This window comes from Micromonospora inositola (assembly GCF_900090285.1).
GTDB classification, from domain to species: domain Bacteria; phylum Actinomycetota; class Actinomycetes; order Mycobacteriales; family Micromonosporaceae; genus Micromonospora; species Micromonospora inositola.
Genome location: NZ_LT607754.1, coordinates 2,303,259 through 2,321,231, shown reverse-complemented (window position 1 = coordinate 2,321,231; position 17,973 = coordinate 2,303,259). Strand labels below are relative to the sequence as shown.

Here is a 17,973-nt window from a genome sequence, read left to right as displayed (position 1 = left end):
CCCCGAGGAGATGCCGTGACCACCGTGACCGACGACGCCGGCCAGCACCGGACAGCCCGTTCCCGCTCGTACCGGATGACCCGGCTGGCCGGCAGCAGCCTGGTCTACTGCGCGGCGCTGGCTCCGCTGGCCGTCTTCGCGCTGGTGACCGCCCCGCTCGGCCGTTCGGACCGAGCCGCCCGACGCTGGCGGGCCCTGCGCACCGGGCTGCTCGGGGCGCCACCGGTCGCCGGCGCCGGACGGCGCCCGGGCCCGGTCGCCGTCGTCGGCCACGGATTGCTGAGCCTGCTGCTCGGCCTCGCGGCCCTGGTCCCACTCGGCGTCGAACTGCTGATGGTGCTGCGCGGCGTTCTGTACGGCGTCGTCGACCCCGGTCCGTACACGAACTCGTGGGGCGGCCCCACCCGGGCCGGCGCCTGGCTGGCGCACTTCCTCGTCGGCCTGCCACTGGCCGCCGCCGGCCTGGCCGCGCTGGTGGGGATCGCCGCCGTGCACCAGCGCCTGACCGGGGGCCTGGACGGGGCGCGGCCCGCGCCCTGGCTGATCCCGGTCACGCTGCTGATCGCGGTGGCCGGGGCGCTGCTGTTCGTCGCCTGGACCCACCAGATCTAGGAACGCGGAAAGGCCCCTCCCACCGCCGCGAACGCGGCAGGGCAGGGGCCTTGCCCAGCTGCTCAGACTTCCAGGGCGCGACGGCGGGCGACCTCGGCGAGGGTGACCGCGGCGGCGACGCTGGCGTTGAGCGACTCGACCTCGGAGACCATCGGAATGCCGACGGTCAGGTCGCAGGTCTCCCCGACCAGCCGGGACAGCCCGCGCCCCTCGGAGCCGACCACCACCACCAGCGGCCCGACCGCGGCCTCCAGGTCGTAGAGGTCGGTGTCGCCGTCGGCGTCCAGGCCGACCACCATGAAGCCGGCGTCCTTGCAGGCCTTGAGCGCCCGGGTCAGGTTGGTGACCTGGCCGACCGGCACCCGCGCGGCCGCGCCGGCGCTGGTCCGCCAGGCGGTCGCGGTGATCCCGGCGGCCCGCCGCTCGGGTACGAAGACACCCTGCGCGCCGAACGCGGCGGCGGACCGGATCACCGCGCCGAGGTTGCGCGGGTCGGTGACCCCGTCCAGCGCGACCAGCAGCGGCGCGGGCTGCTCCAGCGCGGCCGCCATCATGTCCTCGAACGGCTCGTAGGCGAACGGCGGCACCTGCAGGCCGACGCCCTGGTGCAGCACGCCCCCGGTCATCCGGTCCAGCTCGGCGCGGCTGACCTCCAGGATCGCGATGCCCCGGTCGGCGGCGGTCCGGACGATCTCGTTGATCCGGTCGTCGGCGTCGATGCCCTGAGCCGTGTAGAGGGCGGTCGCCGGCACCTGGGCGCGCAGCGACTCCAGCACCGGGTTGCGACCGACCAGCAGCTCCGGGCTGTCCTTGGCGGGGTTGGACTTGCGGCCCGGCGCGACCCGCGGGCCGGAGCGGCCGGTGGGCTTGCCGCCCCGGCCGCCGGCACCCCGGGCCGCCGGGACGCCGCGGCCGCCGCCCTTGCCCCAGGTGGTGTCCTTGCTGCCCGGCTGGCCGATCTTGGGGGCCCGCCCCTCCTCGGCCGCCGCGCGGCGCTCCTTGTCCTGCTTCCAGGCGGTGCGCTGGGGCAGCTTCTCGGTGCCCGAGTACGCCTTGTGCCAGGGCCGCTCGTCGGCAGGCAGGGTCTTGCCCCGGCCGGCGAGGGAGTCCTTGTTCTTGCCGCCGGAGCCCTTCGGGGCTCCTGCCTTGGGGCTCAGTCGCCGGCCACGGCGCTGCGAGTTGCCGGCCATCAGTCCTGCTCTCCAATAGTCCAACGCGGGCCCTGGGGGGTGTCCTCGACCACCACGCCGGCCTGCTTGAGCTGGTCGCGTACGGCGTCCGCGGCGGCCCAGTCCTTGCGGCCGCGGGCCTGGGTGCGCTGCTCGAGGGCGAGCGCGATCAGGGAGTCCACCACGCCGCGCAGGTCCTCCGCGCGGCCGCCGCCGGCCCAGGCCGGGTCCAGGGGGTCAACCCCGAGGATATCCAGCATCGCCCGCGCGGCGGCCAGGGTCGTGCGGACGGTCACATCGTCGCCGATGGTCAGCGCGCTGTTGCCGTCCCGCAGCGTCCCTTGGAGCACGGCGAGGGCGGCCGAGGTGTTGAGATCGTCGTCCATCGCCGCGACGAACGCGGCCGGCAGCTCGCCGAGCCGGCCCGCGCCGACGCGTTCGGCGGCCCGCAGCACGAAGCCCTCGATCCGCCGGTACGTCACGGCGGCGTCGCGCAGCGAGTCCTCCGAGTAGTCGATGACCGACCGGTAGTGCGCGGCGGCGTAGTAGTAGCGCAGGTCCACCGGGCGCACGCCCAGCCCGGCCACGTACGCCAGGTCGAGGGCGTTGCCGAGGGACTTGCCCATCTTGGCGCCGCCGATGCTGAGCAGCCCGTGGTGCACCCAGTACCGGGCGAAGGGCAGGTCGGCGGCCTGCGACTGGGCGATCTCGTTCTCGTGGTGCGGGAAGGTCAGGTCCAGCCCGCCGCCGTGGATGTCGAACTCCGCGCCCAGGTAACGCCAGCACATCGCCGAGCACTCGATGTGCCAGCCGGGGCGGCCCCGGCCCCACGGCGACGGCCAGTAGGCGTCGGCCGGCTCGTCCGGTTTGGCACCCTTCCAGAGGGCGAAGTCGCGCGGGTCCCGCTTGCCCCGCTCCGGTGCGTCCCCGGCGGACTGCATGTCGTCCGGCGACTGCCCGGACAGCGACCCGTACGCCGGCCAGGAGGCCACGTCGAAGTAGACGTCGCCGGAGCCGTCGGTGGCCGGGTAGGCGTGACCGGTGTCGGTCAGCCGGGTGATCAGCTCGTGCATCTCGGGAATGTGCCCGGTGGCGCGCGGCTCGTAGGTCGGCGGCAGCACGTTGAGCGCCCGGTACGACTCGGCGAGGACCAGCTCGTTCGCGTACGCGATCGACCAGAACGGGCGGCCCTGCTCGATCGCCTTGACCAGGATCTTGTCGTCGATGTCGGTCACGTTGCGGATGAAGGTGACCTCGAAGCCGGCGGCCAGCAGCCAGCGGCGCAGCACGTCGTAGTTGACACCGGAGCGAAGGTGACCGATGTGCGGCGGGGCCTGGAGGGTGAGACCACACAGGTAGACCCCCACCTTGCCGGCTTCCCGCGGGACGAAGTCCCGCACCGATCGGGTGGCGGTGTCATACAGGCGTAGCGTCACCGTACAAGGGTAGCCGTCCGTGCATTTCGAGGTTGGCCGGAGCCGGGTCGTACGCTGCGTGCTGTGGACACGGCGGCACGCGCGGGAGAGACCGCGCAGACCCTCGATCGGGGCTTGCGCCTGCTGCACCTGGTCGCCGACGCGCCCGGCGGGCTGACCGTCACCGAGGCGGCGAACCGGTTGGGCATCGGGCGGGCGGCCGTCTACCGGCTGGTCGGCGCGTTGACCGCGCACGGCATGCTTCGCCGCGACGGCGCCGGCCGGCTGCGCCTCGGCCTGGGCGTGCTGCACCTGGCCCGGCGGGCGCAGCCGCTGCTCGCCGAGGGGGCGCTGCCCGCGCTGCGCCGGCTGGCCGAGCAGGCCGGCGCGACTGCGCACCTCACCGTGGTCGAGGGCGGCGAGGGGGTCGCCCTGGCGGTGGTGGAGCCGAGTTGGACGTCGTTCCACGTGGCGTACCGCACCGGGTCCCGCCATCCGCTGGAACGCGGGGCTGCCGGGCGGGCCATCCTGGCCGGGCGGGCGGGCGCCGCCGGCCCGGTGAGCACCAGCGGGGAGCTGGAGTCCGGGGCGTGCGGGGTGGCCGCGCCGGTGCTCGGCGTGCCCGGGCTGGAGGCGAGCGTCGGGGTGGTGTCGTTGGCCCCGCTGGACCTCGACGTGGTGGGCGCCCAGGTGGCCACCGCCGCCACGGCCATCGCCGCCGCCCTCTCCTGACGGGCCGGCCGAGCCGAGCAGCGCACACGTGCGGGCCCGGGCGACCGTCGGTCACCCGGGCCCGCACGGTGGTACCGGCTGTCACATTGGGGTGGTCACTGCGGCGTACGCGTCGACGATCCCGTACCCGTAGAAGCCGTTGAACTCCTCGCCGCCCTCGCAGTAGGCGTTGAACTGGCCACTGCGGTCCTCGCGCTGGTAGGTCTGCATCCGCGGCTGCGGGCAGGCGTGCTCGTCGGCGGTGGCGTAGAGGTGGCTCTCCACCGCGTCCGGCGCGAGCCCGAACCCGCCCTGGGTCGCGCTGCCGAACCGGCTGACGATCAGCGATGCGACGCCGGCGGCGTGCGGCGACGCCATCGACGTGCCCTGCAGGTAGGTGTAGTAGCCACAGACACCGGTGGCGGTGCACTGCTTGAACACGAAGGTCTGGGCCTCCGGCACGATGTTGCCGTTCTCGTCGACCGAGCCCTCCTCCTGCAGCACCCTCTTGGGGTAGCTGGAGAGGATCATGTTGGCGTCGGTGCGGTAGGCGTCGGTCCCGTAGCCGTCGCGGAACCAGCCGCCCGGCGCAGCGACCGAGATCTGCTCGGTGCCGTAGTTGGAGTAGTCGGCCTTACGGCCCGACGGGCCGACCGACGAGACGCCGATCACGTGCGGCCCCTCCACTGGCAGGTCGAGGCAGGTGTCGTTGTCGATCGGCCGGTGGTAGGGCGCGGGGCCGTAGTCCGGGCTGCTGGTGTCGACGCGGGGCTTGCCGAGGTCCTCGTGGTTGTTGCCGAGGGCACCGACGAGCGTGACGCCGTGGTCGTGCGCGTAGTTGAGCGCCCGCTTCATCGCCGTGATGATGGCCCGCTGCTCCGCCCGGGCCTCGGGCGAGTCGGTCGGGTTGTTGGCGCAGTTGTAGAGCCACGGGTCGACGTAGAACGACATGTTGACCACGTCGAGGCCCTTGTCGCCGGCGTGGACCAGCGCGTTGACGACGGGGTCGAGGAAGAAGTATCCGGAGTCCTGCCCACCCTTGAGCTCGACCAGGGTGACGCCCGGCGCGACGCCGGAGACCCCGAAGCCGTTGGCGGCCGCGCCGACGGTGCCCGCGACGTGCGTGCCGTGGCCGCCGTCGTCGGTGCCGACCGGGTCGAGACAGCTCGCGACCTCGCACGCGCCGTCGATGTCGGTCATGTCCGGAGCGAAGTTCTTCGACAGCGACCAGCTGAAGTTGCCGGCGAGGTCGGGGTTGCTGGCGTCGACGCCGGTGTCGAGGATGCCGACGGTCACGGCGGAGCTGCCGTCCTCGACGGCACGGGCCCGGTCGGCGTGGATCATTGACAGGCCCCACAGCTTGTCGTCGAGCGGGTCGAGGCCGCTGGGACCCTTCGCCAGTTCGATGCCGCCCTTGGTCTTCGCCGCGGTGGCCAGGTTTTCGCGCTCGACCTTGTCGAGGTCGGCCCGCGGCGCGTAGCCGACGGCCTTCCGCTGGGCGGCGCCGACGAGAGACCCGCTGGCCGCGACCCTGCTGGCGAAGTCGGTACGGTTGCTGACCACGCGGAACATTCCGACGTTGTCCGTGCGGGAGACCACCGTTCCGCCCGCGGCCTTGATCGCGGCGATGGCCGTGCTGGCGGAGACGCCGTCCTTTGCCACCACGGTGAAGGTCCGGGTGCTGGTCGGCCCGGCGTTGGCCGGTGCGACCAGACCGGTCACCGTGAGTGCCAGCGCGGCCGCGATCGCGACCCCGCCAGCGGTGAAGCGCTTGCTCACCACATCAGATCCTCTCGTTGAGGGACGTGGCAGCCATCACATAACACCAAGCTTGTTTACACCAGACAACCGTCCGGAATAGACCTCGATCAGGCATTCGTCGGTTCGAGCTTGACCAGCGCGTCCGGCAGTTCGGCCAGGGTGGACACCTCGGCGTCCGGCGAGAGACCGGCTGGACGGGGCAGTCCGAGCCGGTTGAGCCAGACCGCCCGCAGTCCGGCCCGTTGCGGCGCGGCCACGTCGTGTTCCGGCGAGTCCCCCACGTAGACGATCCGGTCGGCGGGCATTCCGGCCGCCGCCACCACCGCGGCGTAGAACTCCGGCGCGGGCTTCTTCGGCAGGCCGTTCTGGTGCGCGTACAGCTCGAAGGAGAACTCGCCGGCGAGCCCGCAGCGTTCGGCGCGGCTGTTGCCGTTGGTGGCGAAGCCGAGCAGGTGGCGCCGCCGCAGCGCGGCGAGCGCCGGCAGCGCGTCGGGGAACGGTCGGGTCAGCGCGAAGCGCCGGGCGAAGAAGAGGGCGGCCAGCTCGTCCAGGTGGTCGTCGAGCCCCGCGCGGGCGAGCGACCGGGCCAGCGCGGCCCGCCGGATCTCCTGCACGGGCGCGGCGCTGAGCGCGCCGAAGACGGCACCCCAGTCCGCCTCCAGGTCCGCGAGGGAGACCGCGGCCGCCGCCGGGGTCCGGCGCCGCATCTCCGCCAGTACGGCGACCAGCGCGCCGGTGACCGCCGGGCGCAGGTCGAGCAGGGTCTCGTCGGCGTCGAAGACGACGGCGGTCGGCGGGCCGGCGGGTCGCTCGCCGGCTTCCGCCGGACGGGGTGGTGGCGTGCTCACCGCTCGGTGGCCAGGGCCGGCTCGGCCGGGTGGCCGGGCCGTTCCGGCTCGGGCGTCGCGCCCAGCTCGTCGACGCGGACCAGGGCGACGCCGGCGACGATCAGCGCGCCACCGACGAGCTGGACGACGCTGGGCAGTTCGTTCAGCACCAGCCAGGCGATGAGCACCGCGAACATCACCTCGGTCAGCCCGACGAACGACGACAGCCGCGCCCCGAGCAGCCGCGCCCCGGCGATCCCGGTGAGGTACGCGACCACCGCGGCGATCAGCGACAGGCCGGCGATGGGCACCAGCCAGCTCATCCGGTGCCCGGCGAAGCTGACGTCGGCGAGGCCGGCCCGCAGCGGCAGCACCCCGATCGCGCCGAGCAGGAGCAGGACCAGGGCGCCGACGGCCATCCCGCCGCTGGCCATCACCACCGACGGCAGGCGGTCGTCGACGTGGCCGGCAATCACGAAGTAGCCGGCCAGCCCGACCCCGGCGCCCAGTCCCCAGAGCACGCCGACCGGATCGAGCCGGCTGGCGCCGGTCAGGTCCAGCACGAACACCAGCCCGCACAGGGCGGTCACCGATCCCGCCACGGTCAGCGCCCGGGGTCGCTGGCCGTGGACCAGCCACATCCAGCCGACCACCAGGACGATGCCCAGGTATTCCAGCAGCAGCGCGACGCCGACCGGCAGGTAGCGGACCGCGTTGAAGAAGCACGCCTGGGCGAGGGCCACGCCGAGCAGTCCGAACACGACGACGGTGCCGGCGTTGCGGCGCAGCACGTCCCACCGGCCGCGCAGGGCCAGCAGGGCCGGCACGGCGAGGACCAGCGCGGCGATGCCGACCCGGGCCACCACCACGGCCTCGGCCGACCAGTCGCCGGTGATCAGAGGGCGGGCGAAGGTGCCCGAGGTGGCGAAGGTGAGAGCGGAGAGCAGGGCCAGACCGAGGCCGACTCCGGGCCGTTCACGCATCGGTACGCTCCTTGGGCTCGCCGGCCGGTCATGGGTAAATTGGGTTACGCTCATGACGCTAGGCCGGCACCCTGACAGGAGTCAAGTTGCTCTTCGCTCATGACACCGAATGTGGCCTGACCGCCGCGGCGGCGCTGGTCAACACCGCCGGCCCCGACCGGGACGGGCTGCCCGACGTGACCGCCCTGGACGAGTTCTTCACCGCACACTCGTGGAGCGGCCGGCACGAACACACCGAGGCGGAGCTGCGCTCGGTCCGCGACCTCCGCCCCCGACTGCGCCGGATCTGGCACGCGGACCCCGACGAGGTGGTGGCGATCGTCAACGGGCTGCTCCGCGAGTCGAACGCCCTGCCGCAGCTCATCCGGCACGACGACCAGCCGTACCACCTGCACGCCGTGCCGCGCGACGCGCCGCTGGCGACCCGGATGGCGGTCGAGGCGGCAATGGCGCTGGCCGACCTGATCCGCAGCGGCGAGCTGAGCCGGCTGCGGATCTGCGACCACCCGGACTGCGACAACGTCCTGGTCGACCTGTCCAAGAACCGGTCCCGCCGGTTCTGCGACGCCGGCTGCGGCAACCGCGCCGCCGTCAGCGCCTACCGGGCCCGCAAGGCCGCGACCCGCTCCTGACCATCGGGCAGGGCGGTGGGCTCGGCAGCGCGCAACCGACCCTGATCCACTCGGGATCACGCAAGGAGTGGTCAGGGGTGGGTCATGCGGAGCAGGTCGAGGGCCTCGTCGAGTTGGGTCTCGGAGAGCTTGCCGGAGTCGACGTGGCCCCGGGCGATGACCACCTCGCGGATGGAGATCTGCTTCGCCAGCGCCTCCTTGGCGATCGAGGCGGCCTCGTCGTACCCGAGGTGGCGGTTGAGCGGGGTGACGATCGACGGCGAGCCCTCCGCGTACGCGAGACAGACCTCGGCGTCCGCGACCAGGCCGACCACCAGACGGTCCGCGAAGAGCCGGCTTGACGCGGCCAGCAGCCGGATCGATTCCAGCAGGTTGCGGCCCATCACGGGAAGCATCACGTTCAGCTCGAAGTCGCCCTGCGAGCCGGCGAAGGCCACCGCGGCGTCGTTGCCGATCACCTGCGCGCAGACCTGCCGCATCGCCTCCGCGACCACCGGGTTCACCTTGCCCGGCATGATCGACGAGCCGGGCTGGAGGTCCGGGATGCGCAGCTCGCGCAGCCCGGCGCGGGGGCCGGAGCCCATCCAGCGGATGTCGTTGGCGATCTTGTACAGCCCGACGGCGACGGTGCGCAGCTGGCCGGAGGTCTCCACCAGTGCGTCCCGGGCGCCCTGCGCCTCGAAGTGGTTACGCGCCTCGGTCAACGGCAGGCCGGTCGAGGCGCGCAGCTTCTCGATCACCGCCGCCGCGAAGCCGAGTGGAGTGTTGATGCCGGTGCCCACAGCGGTGCCACCGAGCGGCAGCTCGGCCAGCCGGGGCAGCGCCGCCTCCAGCCGCTCGACGCCGTAGCGGACCTGGGCGGCGTACCCGCCGAGCTCCTGGCCGAGGGTGACCGGGGTGGCGTCCATCAGGTGGGTACGCCCGGCCTTGACCACGGTCTCGAACTCGGCCGCCTTCCCCTCCAGCGCCCCGGCCAGGTGCCGGAGCGAGGGGATCAGATCCTCCACCACGAACTGGGTGGCGGCCAGGTGGATCGACGTCGGAAAGACGTCGTTGCTGGACTGCGAGGCGTTGACGTCGTCGTTCGGGTGCACGGGGCGACCCAGCTCCCGGCTGGCCAGGGTGGCGATCACCTCGTTGGTGTTCATGTTGGACGAGGTGCCGGAGCCGGTCTGGAAGATGTCCACCGGGAACTGGTCGTCGTACCCGCCGGCAGCCACGTGCGCGGCGGCGGTGGCGATGGCCTCGGCCACGTCCGCGCCGATCACGCCCAGCTCGCCGTTCAGCTGGGCGGCGGCGCCCTTGATCTGGGCCAGCGCCTTGATCTGGGCCGGTTCCAGGCCCCGCCCGGAGATCGGGAAGTTCTGCACCGCGCGCTGGGTCTGCGCCCGCCACAGCGCCTCGGCGGGCACCTCCACCTCGCCCATCGAGTCGCGTTCGATCCGGTAGCCCGCTGCCTCTGGAGTCGTCACGCGTACCATCCTGCCGCGCCCGTCGCGGGCTCGCAGATGATCGCTCAGTCCACCTCGGCAAGCAGCCGGGCCACCTCCTCCCCTTCCGGCGACTCGACCTGTCGGAACAGGGCCAGCGCCCGCGTCCAGTGGGACCGGGCCGCCGCCCGTTCGGTGTCCCGCAGGCACCGGGCGATCCCGTCGAGCGCCCGGGCCTGCTCGTAACGGGCGCCCAGCCGGGTCGCGTCGGTGAGCACCCGGCGGTGCAGGTCGAGCGCACTGGACACGTCCCCCTGATCGCGGAGCGCGCTGGCCAGCAGGTTGCGCGAGGCGTACTGGCCGATCGGGTCGCCGACCTCGGTCATCGCCACCAGCGCCTCCCGGTGCAGGACCGCGGCCTGCACCGGCCGGCAGGCCTCGCGTTCCAGGACGCCGATCTCGTTGAGCAGCTCACCCTCGCCGAAGCGGCTGCTCTCCTGCCGCTTGAAGTGCAGCGCGAGCCGCAGGAAACGCAGCGCCCCCTGCCGGCCACCGAGGCGGGCCCGTACGACGCCCAGATGGCCGATGGCGCTGTAGATCATTCGGATGTCACCCACCTCGCGAGCGACCGACAGCTGTCGCCGGGAGATCGCCTGCGCCTCCTCGTACCGACCACGGAAGATCAGCAGGAGCGCCTTGTTGTTGAGCATCGCAGGGATGGTCATCAGCTGGTTGGCCTGCCGGACCAGCGCCAGCGCGGCATCGAGATGGGTCATCGCCGGGGCGAACTGTCGGTCCGCCGCGTAGGCGGCGCCGAGGTTGCGTCGGACGGCCGCCTCGCCGTTCCGGTCACCGAGGCGTTGTCGCAGGTGAAGCGCGACCTCCATGATCTCGATCACCTCGCGGTACCGACCGAGACGGAAGTAGGCCGACGACAGGTAGTTCCGGACGGTGGCGATCGCGTCGGGGTTGTCGAGCTGTTCGGCGGCTCCCAGGGCCACGGTGTGGGTCTCGATGAGTTCGTCGAGGTGTCCGCCGCGGTACTGGTAGAACCAGGCCGACCGGGCCAGCTGCCAGCAGTGCCACAGCAGGCCCTCGGCCGCGGCCAGCCGGACCAACGCCGGCAGCGTGGCCCGGTTCGCGTCGAACCAGCGGATGCCCTCCGGAAGGCACGCCTGCACCAGATCGGGCCGGCCCGGCGGCGGCAGTTGAACGCCGAGCCTGGCGGACAGGGGTTCGATCCCGGCGGAGATGGTGGCGGCGACCTGCAGATGGTGGTCGACCAGCTGTTCCACGGCCGCCGCCCGGTGCGGAGCGGGATCAACGGCCACGAGCAACTGCTGGGCGTACTCCCGCATCAGATCGTGGAAGCGGAACCGCCCGGGATCCGGCTCGTCGACGAGGTGCGCGTCGACGAGTTCGTCCAGGAGATCCTGTGCCTCCGACAGTGGGACGTCGGCCAGCGCGGCCGCCACGCGGTTGTCGAAGCTCTCCCGCGGATGCAGGCCGAGCAGCCGGAAGACCCGCTGCGCCGCAGATGACACCTGGGCGTACGACAGGGCGAAGGCCTGCCCCACCGAGCGCTCCCCCACCGCGAACTCGGCCAGCGAGTCACGCCCGGTTGCGAGCCGCTCGGCCAGGTCCCTGACCTGCCATCGCGGCCGGTGGGCGAGCCGCGCGCCGGCCAGCCGGATCGCCAGCGGCAGGTGCCCGCACCGGCGTGCCACCTCGGCGGCGGCCTCCGGCTCCTCGGCCACCCGGTCGTCGCCCACCACCCGCGCGAGCAGTTCGACCGCCTCCTCCGGGTCCAGCACGGACAGCGAGGAGGGCTTGCCGCCGTCCAGGCCGGTGAGCCGACGTCGGCTGGTGATCAGGGTGAGGCAGTCACGGCCGTTGGGCAGCAGCGGCGCGACCTGGGCGGCGGTGCCGGCGTTGTCGAGTACGACGATCGCCTGTCGTCCGGAGAGCTTGCTGCGCCACAGGGCCGCGCGCTCGTCGACGTCGGCGGGGATGCGCTCGCCGGGCACGCCGAGCTGGCGCAGCAGGGCGGCCAGGGCCGCGGCCGGCGACACCGGTTCCCGGTCGCTGTGCCCGTGCAGGTCGACGAAGAGGTGCGCGTCCGGGTAGCGGTCGCCGAGGGCGGTCGCCAGGTGCACCGCCAGGGCGGTCTTGCCGCTGCCGGCCATGCCGTCGATGAGCTGGACCCGGGTGTCGTCCTCCTCGATCTCCTTGACCAGCCGGGCCACCGTCTCCTGCCGGCCGGTGAAGTCGCTGATCCCCCGGGGCAGGGCCCGGACGGGACTGAACGCCTGCTCCTGCGGGCCGGCCAGCGCCAGGTCGCCGGCGAGCACCCGCTGGTGCAGCTCCTGGAGCGCCGCGCCGGGCTCGATGCCCAGCTCCTCGGCGTAGAGCCGGCGGCCCTCCCGGTAGACGGCGAGCGCGTCGGCCTGCCGGCCGACCGCCGAGAGGGCCAGCATCAACTGGCCGCGCAGCCGCTCCCGCAACGGGTGCGCCTCGACGCTCTCGGTCAGCTCGTCGATCAGGTCGGCCGCCCGCCGCAGCCGCAGCTCGACGTCGACGCATTCCTCCAACGCGGCGAGGCGCTGCTCGTCGAGGGTCTGCGCCCGGCGGCGCACCCTGCGGCTGGCGATCCCGCTCAACGCCGGGCCCCGCCACAGGGCCAACGCGGACCGGTAGTGCCGGCGGGCCTCGGTTGGTCGACCGGCGGCGACCGCGCCCCGGGCCGCGTCGACGCCCCGGGCGAAGACCTCGGCGTCCAGGTCAGCCGGCTCGAGCCGGATCCCGTACCCGACCGGGTCCGTGACGATGATCTCCGTCGGCAGGCCGAGGCGGCCGAGGCGCTTTCGCAGTCGCGACACGCAGATCTGGAGCTGGGCGCGGGCGGTGGCCGGCGGCCGCTCCTCCCAGACCGCGTCGACGAGCTCCTCCGACGAGACCACCCGACCGGCGCGCAGCAGCAGCATGGCGAGCACGGTCCGGTCCCGACCTGCGGTGACGGTGGCTTCGCCGCCACCGACCCGCAGGGGTCCCAGGATCCCGAACCGCATCTGCGCCCCCGCACGCCGTCTGTTGGAACTTCCAGCAGAGTAACCCGCCGGTAACTAATCGCCCCGCGCAGGCGATAGCGATGTGATAGCGGATCGACAGCGGTGGGGCCGAGACTCTTGCCGGGTTGTCGGTGACGACATCCGACGGGGGCGGTGCGCCCGACCGGGTCGCCACCCGGTCGGGCGCACCGATGTCGAATGGGCACCGGACGACGAAGCGGCGCCGGGCTTACCGCCCGGCGCCGCTTCGAGCTGTCCGCCGGTCAGCGGCGGCCCACTGTCAGCACCGGCTTGGTGACCTCGGCGAAGAAGTCGTTGCCCTTGTCGTCGACGACGATGAACGCGGGGAAGTCCTCCACCTCGATCTTCCAGACCGCCTCCATGCCCAGCTCCGGGTATTCGAGGACCTCGACGTGCTTGATGCAGTCCTGGGCCAGTCGGGCGGCCGGGCCGCCGATCGAGCCGAGGTAGAAGCCGCCGTGCTGCTGGCAGGAGCGGGTCACCTGGGCGGACCGGTTGCCCTTGGCCAGCATCACCTGGGAGCCGCCGGCGGCCTGGAACTTCTCCACGTACGCGTCCATCCGGCCGGCGGTGGTCGGGCCGAACGAGCCGGAGGCGTACCCCTCGGGGGTCTTGGCCGGGCCGGCGTAGTAGACGGCGTGGTCCCGCAGGTACTGCGGCATCTGCTCGCCCGCGTCCAGCCGCTCGGCGATCTTGGCGTGCGCGATGTCACGGGCCACGACGAGCGGGCCGGTCAGCGACAGGCGGGTCTTCACCGGGTACTTCGACAGCTCGGCGCGGATCTCGTCCATCGGCCGGTTCAGGTCGACCCGGACGACCTCCTCGGTGTCCAGCGTCTCGTCGGTGACGTCGGGCAGGAAGCGCGCCGGGTCGGTCTCCAGTCGTTCCAGCCAGACGCCCGACGGGGTGATCTTGGCGACCGCCTGCCGGTCGGCGGAACAGGAGACGGCGATCGCCACCGGGCAGGAGGCGCCGTGCCGGGGCAGCCGGACCACCCGCACGTCGTGGCAGAAGTACCGGCCGCCGAACTGCGCGCCGATGCCGAAGTTGCGGGTCAGCTCCAGCACCTCGGCCTCCAGCTCCAGGTCCCGGAAGCCGTGCGCGCTCATCGAGCCGGCGGTGGGCAGCGCGTCGAGGTACTTCGCGGAGGCGTACTTGGCGGTCTTCAGCGCGTACTCGGCGGAGGTGCCGCCGATGACGATGGCCAGGTGGTACGGCGGGCAGGCCGCGGTGCCGATCAGCCGCAGCTTCTCCTCCAGGAACTGCATCATCCGGGTGGGATTCAACAGCGCCTTGGTCTCCTGGTAGAGGTACGACTTGTTGGCCGAGCCCCCGCCCTTGGCCATGAAGAGGAACTTGTACGCGTCGGGGTGCCCGTCCGGGTCCTCGGCGTAGAGCTCGACCTGGGCGGGCAGATTGCTGCCGGTGTTCCGCTCGTCCCACATGGTCAGCGGGGCGAGCTGGGAGTAGCGCAGGTTCAGCTTCGTGTACGCCTGGTAGACGCCGCGGGAGATGGCCTCGGCGTCGGCGCCGTCGGTGAGCACGTGCCGGCCGCGCTTGCCCATCACGATGGCGGTGCCGGTGTCCTGGCACATCGGCAGCACCCCGCCGGCCGCGATGTTGGCGTTGCGCAGCAGGTCCAGCGCGACGAACCGGTCGTTCGGCGAGGCCGCCGGGTCGTCGATGATCGACCGGAGCTGGGCCAGGTGCGCCGGGCGGAGGAAGTGGGCGATGTCGTGCATCGCCTCGGCGGTCAGCGCGGTCAGCGCGGACGGCTCCACGGTGAGGAAGCGACGGCCACCCGGGCCGTCGACGACGTCGACGCCCTCGTCGGTGACCAGGCGGTATTCCGTCTGGTCGGGACCGGTCGGCAGCAAGGGGGCGTACGAGAACGCGGCGGCACTGCTCATGGACGAAAAGCCTAGGGCAGGCCGGTCGATCGGTGGCACCCGCCGGGTGGTCCTGGGACGCCGCTCTCACCCGCCGCCGTCGGCTCAGTCGCAGAGTTCCCGCTTCGGGCCGCACCTGCCATCGTCCGAGGGGGGCTGCCAGGTGCGGCCGGTGTCCGGGCCGGGGAGCGGGCCCTCGTCCGGCGGGGGCGGCACGGAGGTTCCGGCGCCCCAGCGGACGTACCCGATCTCCCGCCCCTCTCCGATGATCATGCCGTTCCGGCCGACCGCCAGAGCGTTGGCCGTGGTCCGCAGGACCGCGAGCTCGCGGCCGGTACGGGGATCGACCGCGATCAGTCCGGACGGCTTCTCCTCGGCGATCACCGCCGCGTACGGGGTGAGGGCCGCGCCGCTCTTGCCACCGGCGGCCCGGGTCCAACGGGTCTGGTCCACCGACAGCTCCCGGCCGAGGATGGACCGCTTGTCGGCGCTGCGCACCAGCGCGTACCGGTCGTCGACGGCGAGCAGCTTCTCCCCGTCGCCGCCGACCTGCAGCAGCCGGCCGTCGTACCCGTCGAGCACCGCCTCGCGGCCGTCCGGGCCGACTCCGATCAGCACGTTGCGGGCGCCCTGCGGGTCCTCCCGCTGCACGCACCCGGCGTAGTCGGCGGTCCGCAGGTTCAGCCCGGTACGCCGCCACACCTCCTGCGCGGTGGCCGGGTCCCGGGCGGAGACGGTGAAGTAGCAGGTGCCGTCGCGGGAGGTGGCGGTGATCCGGAGCAGCCGGCCCCCGATCACCGCCAGCCGTTCCTCCCGGCCGGGCTGGACGTTCTGCAGCACCCGGCCGGTGGCGGTGTCCACCACGTGCACCCGCCCGTCGACCGGGAAGCCGAGCAGCGGCGGGACGGACTCCGGACCGGCCACCCCGCCGTCGATGCGCGGCGCGGTGAGCCGGCGGGAGCCGAGCAGGTCCGGGTTGTCGGCGAGCAGGCCGCTGTGCACGCCGGGCAGGAAGGCGGTCCAGAGTGGCCGGGTGCCGCGCGGCTCCCAGGCGGTCAGGGTGCAGTCGGTGGGCTGGGCGCAGCGGACGTCGAGGACCGCGTTGCGGTACGTCCAGACCGCCACCGCGTCGCCGTCCCGACGGCGTACCGCCCCGGTGGTGGGGTCGAGCAGCTCGTACCCCTTGACCAGCAGCTTGCCCACGGCGACGACCGGGTCCCGGTCGCCGCCGGCCACCGCCGACCAGTCCGCCTTGCGCTCCCAGAGCTGGGTGCCGGTGGCGAGGCTGCGCGCCTCCACCCGGGTGCGCTGCTCGACGATGACGGTGTCGCCGGCGATGGTGACGCTCTTCGGGGTGCCGCCGACCCGCTGCTGCCAGACCACGTCCGGCTCGGAGATCGGCTGGCTCCGGTCGACCCAGTCCCACACGGTCGGGAACGGGTTCCACACCCCGGTCGCGGCGAGGATGGTGACCACGATCAGCGCGAGGAACACGTAGCACCTCACGCACGGGCCGCTCTCCTTCGCCACATCGGACACGGTAACGACGATCACCGCCCTCCCCGGTTGTCGCGTATCCGTGTCGCCACGCTTTCTTCGCCCGTCGGCGTGTTGTGCGCCGAACGGACCTCAGCGCACGGCCGAGCGGACCAGGGGAAGGGTGCGGTAGGGGATCTGCTCGGCCAGGGCGATGATCGTGGAGGCGCGGGTGATGCCCTCGGACGAGACGATCTGGTCGATCACGCGCTGGAGGTCGGTGTTCGAGCGGGCCACGATGCGGCAGAGCAGGTCACTGGAGCCGGTGATGGTGTGCGCCTCCAGCACCTCGGGGATGGCCGCCAGGTGCGCGGTGACCGGGTCGTGCCCGTGCCGCTGGCTGATCTCCAGGGTGACGAAGCTGGTCACCCCGAAGCCGATCGCGGCCGGGGAGATGTCCGGCCCGAAGCCACCGATGACGCCCCGGTCGACCAGCTTGTCCAGCCGGGCCTGAACGGTGCCCCGGGCGACCCCGAGCCGCCGGGAGCATTCCAGCACCCCGATCCGCGGATCCGCCGCGAGCAGTTCGATCAACCGCACGTCCAGCTCGTCGAGCTGTACATCCTGACCAGCGTTCATGGGGTAACACCCTACCGAATGTGCAACCTGACCAGCATTTCGGCGAACTGTTGCCCAACCGGGCGGCGCACCGCGATCCTCGCCACACGAGCAACCAACGGCGGCCCACGAGGCCGGCCGGTACGCAAGGGAGGCCACCATGACCCAGGCGATCGACCGACCGACCGACGAGGTCGACGTCGACGCGCTCGTCGGCGCCGTCGACCACGACATCAGCCGCGACCCGTTCCCGGTCAAGGGTCTCGACCACGTGCACTTCCTGGTCGGCAACGCCAAGCAGGCCGCGCACTACTACTCCACCGCGTTCGGCATGACCTGCGTGGCGTACCGGGGGCCCGAGCAGGGCTACCGGGACCACGCCCAGTACGTGCTGACCAGCGGCTCGGCCCGGTTCGTGCTGACCGGCGCGGTCCGCCCCGACGCCGAGGGCGCCGAGCACGTCGCCAAGCACAGCGACGGCGTCTCCGACATCGCGCTGGAGGTGCCGGACGTCGACGCCGCGTACGCGCACGCCACCGCGCAGGGCGCGACGGGCCTGGTCGAGCCGCACGACGTGAGCGACGAGCACGGCACCGTCCGGACGGCGGCCATCGCCGCGTACGGCGACACCCGGCACACCCTGGTCGACCGGTCCCGCTACACCGGCCCGTTCCTGCCCGGCTTCACCGCCCGCGGCCCGATCGTGGACCGGCAGCCGATGATCGACGCCGGCATCCAGCCGAAGCGCTTCTTCCAGGCGATCGATCACGTGGTCGGCAACGTCGAGCTCGGCCGGATGGACGAGTGGGTGGAGTTCTACAAGCGCGTCATGGGCTTCAGCAACATGGCGGAGTTCATCGGCGACGACATCGCCACCGACTACTCGGCGCTGATGAGCAAGGTCGTCGCCAGCGGCACCCGCAAGGTGAAGTTCCCGCTGAACGAGCCGGCCGTGGCCCGCAAGAAGTCGCAGATCGACGAGTACCTGGAGTTCTACCAGGGCCCGGGCGCCCAGCACATCGCCGTCGCCACCAACGACATCCTGGCCAGCGTCGACGCGATGCGGGCCGCGGGTGTCGAGTTCCTGGACACTCCGGACTCGTACTACGAGGACCCGGAGCTGCGTGCCCGGATCGGCCAGGTGCGGGTGCCGATCGAGGAGCTGAAGTCCCGCAAGATCCTGGTCGACCGGGACGAGGACGGCTACCTGCTCCAGATCTTCACCAAGCCGGTGCAGGACCGCCCGACCGTCTTCTTCGAGCTGATCGAGCGGCACGGCTCGCTCGGCTTCGGCAAGGGCAACTTCAAGGCCCTGTTCGAGGCGATCGAGCGGGAGCAGGAGAAGCGCGGCAACCTGTAAC

At 72.6% G+C, this 17,973-nt stretch carries 14 protein-coding genes; 4 read left to right on the top strand and 10 right to left on the bottom strand.

The window, feature by feature from the left end; all coding sequences use genetic code 11:
• Nucleotides 1–15: 15 nt before the first annotated feature.
• Entirely contained in the window at nucleotides 16–612 is a 597-nt protein-coding gene (locus GA0070613_RS11075) for a hypothetical protein (RefSeq protein WP_089012211.1), read from the top strand.
• A gap of 62 nt (nucleotides 613–674) precedes the next feature.
• Here GA0070613_RS11075 and rlmB read toward each other — a convergent pair whose 3' ends face one another.
• Complete coding sequence (rlmB, locus tag GA0070613_RS11070) at nucleotides 675–1,802, bottom strand: 23S rRNA (guanosine(2251)-2'-O)-methyltransferase RlmB (RefSeq protein ID WP_089012210.1); 1,128 nt, start codon at nucleotides 1,800–1,802, stop codon at nucleotides 675–677.
• Nucleotides 1,802–3,217 carry a cysteine--tRNA ligase gene (gene cysS / locus GA0070613_RS11065; protein ID WP_089012209.1) on the bottom strand — a complete coding sequence of 472 codons (1,416 nt, stop codon included), beginning with the start codon at nucleotides 3,215–3,217 and terminating at the stop codon, nucleotides 1,802–1,804. The genes rlmB and cysS overlap by 1 nt, the downstream gene beginning before the upstream one ends.
• A 63-nt stretch (nucleotides 3,218–3,280) precedes the next feature.
• Here cysS and GA0070613_RS11060 point away from each other — a divergent pair, with 63 nt between their 5' ends.
• A complete protein-coding gene (locus tag GA0070613_RS11060) occupies nucleotides 3,281–3,928 on the top strand; it encodes an IclR family transcriptional regulator (protein ID WP_089012208.1) in 648 nt (215 codons plus the stop codon).
• Nucleotides 3,929–4,009: 81 nt separating this feature from the next.
• Here the strand turns inward: GA0070613_RS11060 and GA0070613_RS11055 are convergent, their stop codons facing one another.
• The 3 genes from GA0070613_RS11055 to GA0070613_RS11045 all read right to left on the bottom strand — a co-directional run bounded on the left by GA0070613_RS11055 (nucleotide 4,010) and on the right by GA0070613_RS11045 (nucleotide 7,478).
• The gene (locus tag GA0070613_RS11055; RefSeq protein WP_089015886.1) at nucleotides 4,010–5,686 is read right to left on the bottom strand and encodes a S8 family serine peptidase; all 1,677 of its coding nucleotides are present in this window, start codon (nucleotides 5,684–5,686) and stop codon (nucleotides 4,010–4,012) included.
• A gap of 89 nt (nucleotides 5,687–5,775) precedes the next feature.
• Nucleotides 5,776–6,516, bottom strand: coding sequence for an HAD family hydrolase (locus tag GA0070613_RS11050; RefSeq protein WP_089012207.1), 741 nt, complete (start codon nucleotides 6,514–6,516; stop codon nucleotides 5,776–5,778).
• Entirely contained in the window at nucleotides 6,513–7,478 is a 966-nt protein-coding gene (locus tag GA0070613_RS11045) for an EamA family transporter (protein ID WP_089012206.1), read from the bottom strand. The genes GA0070613_RS11050 and GA0070613_RS11045 overlap by 4 nt, the downstream gene beginning before the upstream one ends.
• An 86-nt stretch (nucleotides 7,479–7,564) precedes the next feature.
• Between GA0070613_RS11045 and GA0070613_RS11040 the strand changes: the two genes are divergently transcribed.
• The gene (locus tag GA0070613_RS11040; protein WP_089012205.1) at nucleotides 7,565–8,110 is read left to right on the top strand and encodes a CGNR zinc finger domain-containing protein; all 546 of its coding nucleotides are present in this window, start codon (nucleotides 7,565–7,567) and stop codon (nucleotides 8,108–8,110) included.
• 71 nt (nucleotides 8,111–8,181) lie between these two features.
• On the opposite strand, the gene GA0070613_RS11035 is transcribed toward GA0070613_RS11040, so the two are convergent.
• The 5 genes from GA0070613_RS11035 to GA0070613_RS11015 form a co-directional block, all read right to left on the bottom strand.
• Nucleotides 8,182–9,591, bottom strand: coding sequence for a class II fumarate hydratase (locus tag GA0070613_RS11035; RefSeq protein ID WP_172875789.1), 1,410 nt, complete (start codon nucleotides 9,589–9,591; stop codon nucleotides 8,182–8,184).
• 35 nt (nucleotides 9,592–9,626) lie between these two features.
• Complete coding sequence (locus tag GA0070613_RS11030) at nucleotides 9,627–12,608, bottom strand: AfsR/SARP family transcriptional regulator (RefSeq protein ID WP_089012203.1); 2,982 nt, start codon at nucleotides 12,606–12,608, stop codon at nucleotides 9,627–9,629.
• Nucleotides 12,609–12,871: 263 nt separating this feature from the next.
• The gene (locus tag GA0070613_RS11025; protein WP_089012202.1) at nucleotides 12,872–14,539 is read right to left on the bottom strand and encodes a fumarate hydratase; all 1,668 of its coding nucleotides are present in this window, start codon (nucleotides 14,537–14,539) and stop codon (nucleotides 12,872–12,874) included.
• A gap of 84 nt (nucleotides 14,540–14,623) precedes the next feature.
• Nucleotides 14,624–16,024 carry a PQQ-binding-like beta-propeller repeat protein gene (locus GA0070613_RS11020; protein ID WP_408630979.1) on the bottom strand — a complete coding sequence of 467 codons (1,401 nt, stop codon included), beginning with the start codon at nucleotides 16,022–16,024 and terminating at the stop codon, nucleotides 14,624–14,626.
• Between the two features lie 123 nt (nucleotides 16,025–16,147).
• A complete protein-coding gene (locus GA0070613_RS11015; RefSeq protein ID WP_089012201.1) occupies nucleotides 16,148–16,633 on the bottom strand; it encodes an Lrp/AsnC family transcriptional regulator in 486 nt (161 codons plus the stop codon).
• A 139-nt stretch (nucleotides 16,634–16,772) separates the two neighbouring features.
• Here GA0070613_RS11015 and hppD point away from each other — a divergent pair, with 139 nt between their 5' ends.
• Complete coding sequence (gene hppD, locus GA0070613_RS11010) at nucleotides 16,773–17,972, top strand: 4-hydroxyphenylpyruvate dioxygenase (RefSeq protein WP_089012200.1); 1,200 nt, start codon at nucleotides 16,773–16,775, stop codon at nucleotides 17,970–17,972.
• The last annotated feature ends 1 nt before the right edge of the window (nucleotide 17,973 follow it).

Excerpts from the sequence above, each read along its gene's own strand:
- rlmB (WP_089012210.1), bottom strand. The coding sequence starts at position 1,802 with ATGGCCGGCAACTCGCAGCGCCGTGGCCGGCGACTGAGCCCCAAGGCA.
- GA0070613_RS11045 (WP_089012206.1), bottom strand. The coding sequence starts at position 7,478 with ATGCGTGAACGGCCCGGAGTCGGCCTCGGTCTGGCCCTGCTCTCCGCT.
- GA0070613_RS11035 (WP_172875789.1), bottom strand. The coding sequence starts at position 9,591 with ATGGTACGCGTGACGACTCCAGAGGCAGCGGGCTACCGGATCGAACGC.
- GA0070613_RS11030 (WP_089012203.1), bottom strand. The coding sequence starts at position 12,608 with ATGCGGTTCGGGATCCTGGGACCCCTGCGGGTCGGTGGCGGCGAAGCC.
- GA0070613_RS11025 (WP_089012202.1), bottom strand. The coding sequence starts at position 14,539 with ATGAGCAGTGCCGCCGCGTTCTCGTACGCCCCCTTGCTGCCGACCGGT.
- GA0070613_RS11015 (WP_089012201.1), bottom strand. The coding sequence starts at position 16,633 with ATGAACGCTGGTCAGGATGTACAGCTCGACGAGCTGGACGTGCGGTTG.
- hppD (WP_089012200.1), top strand. The coding sequence starts at position 16,773 with ATGACCCAGGCGATCGACCGACCGACCGACGAGGTCGACGTCGACGCG.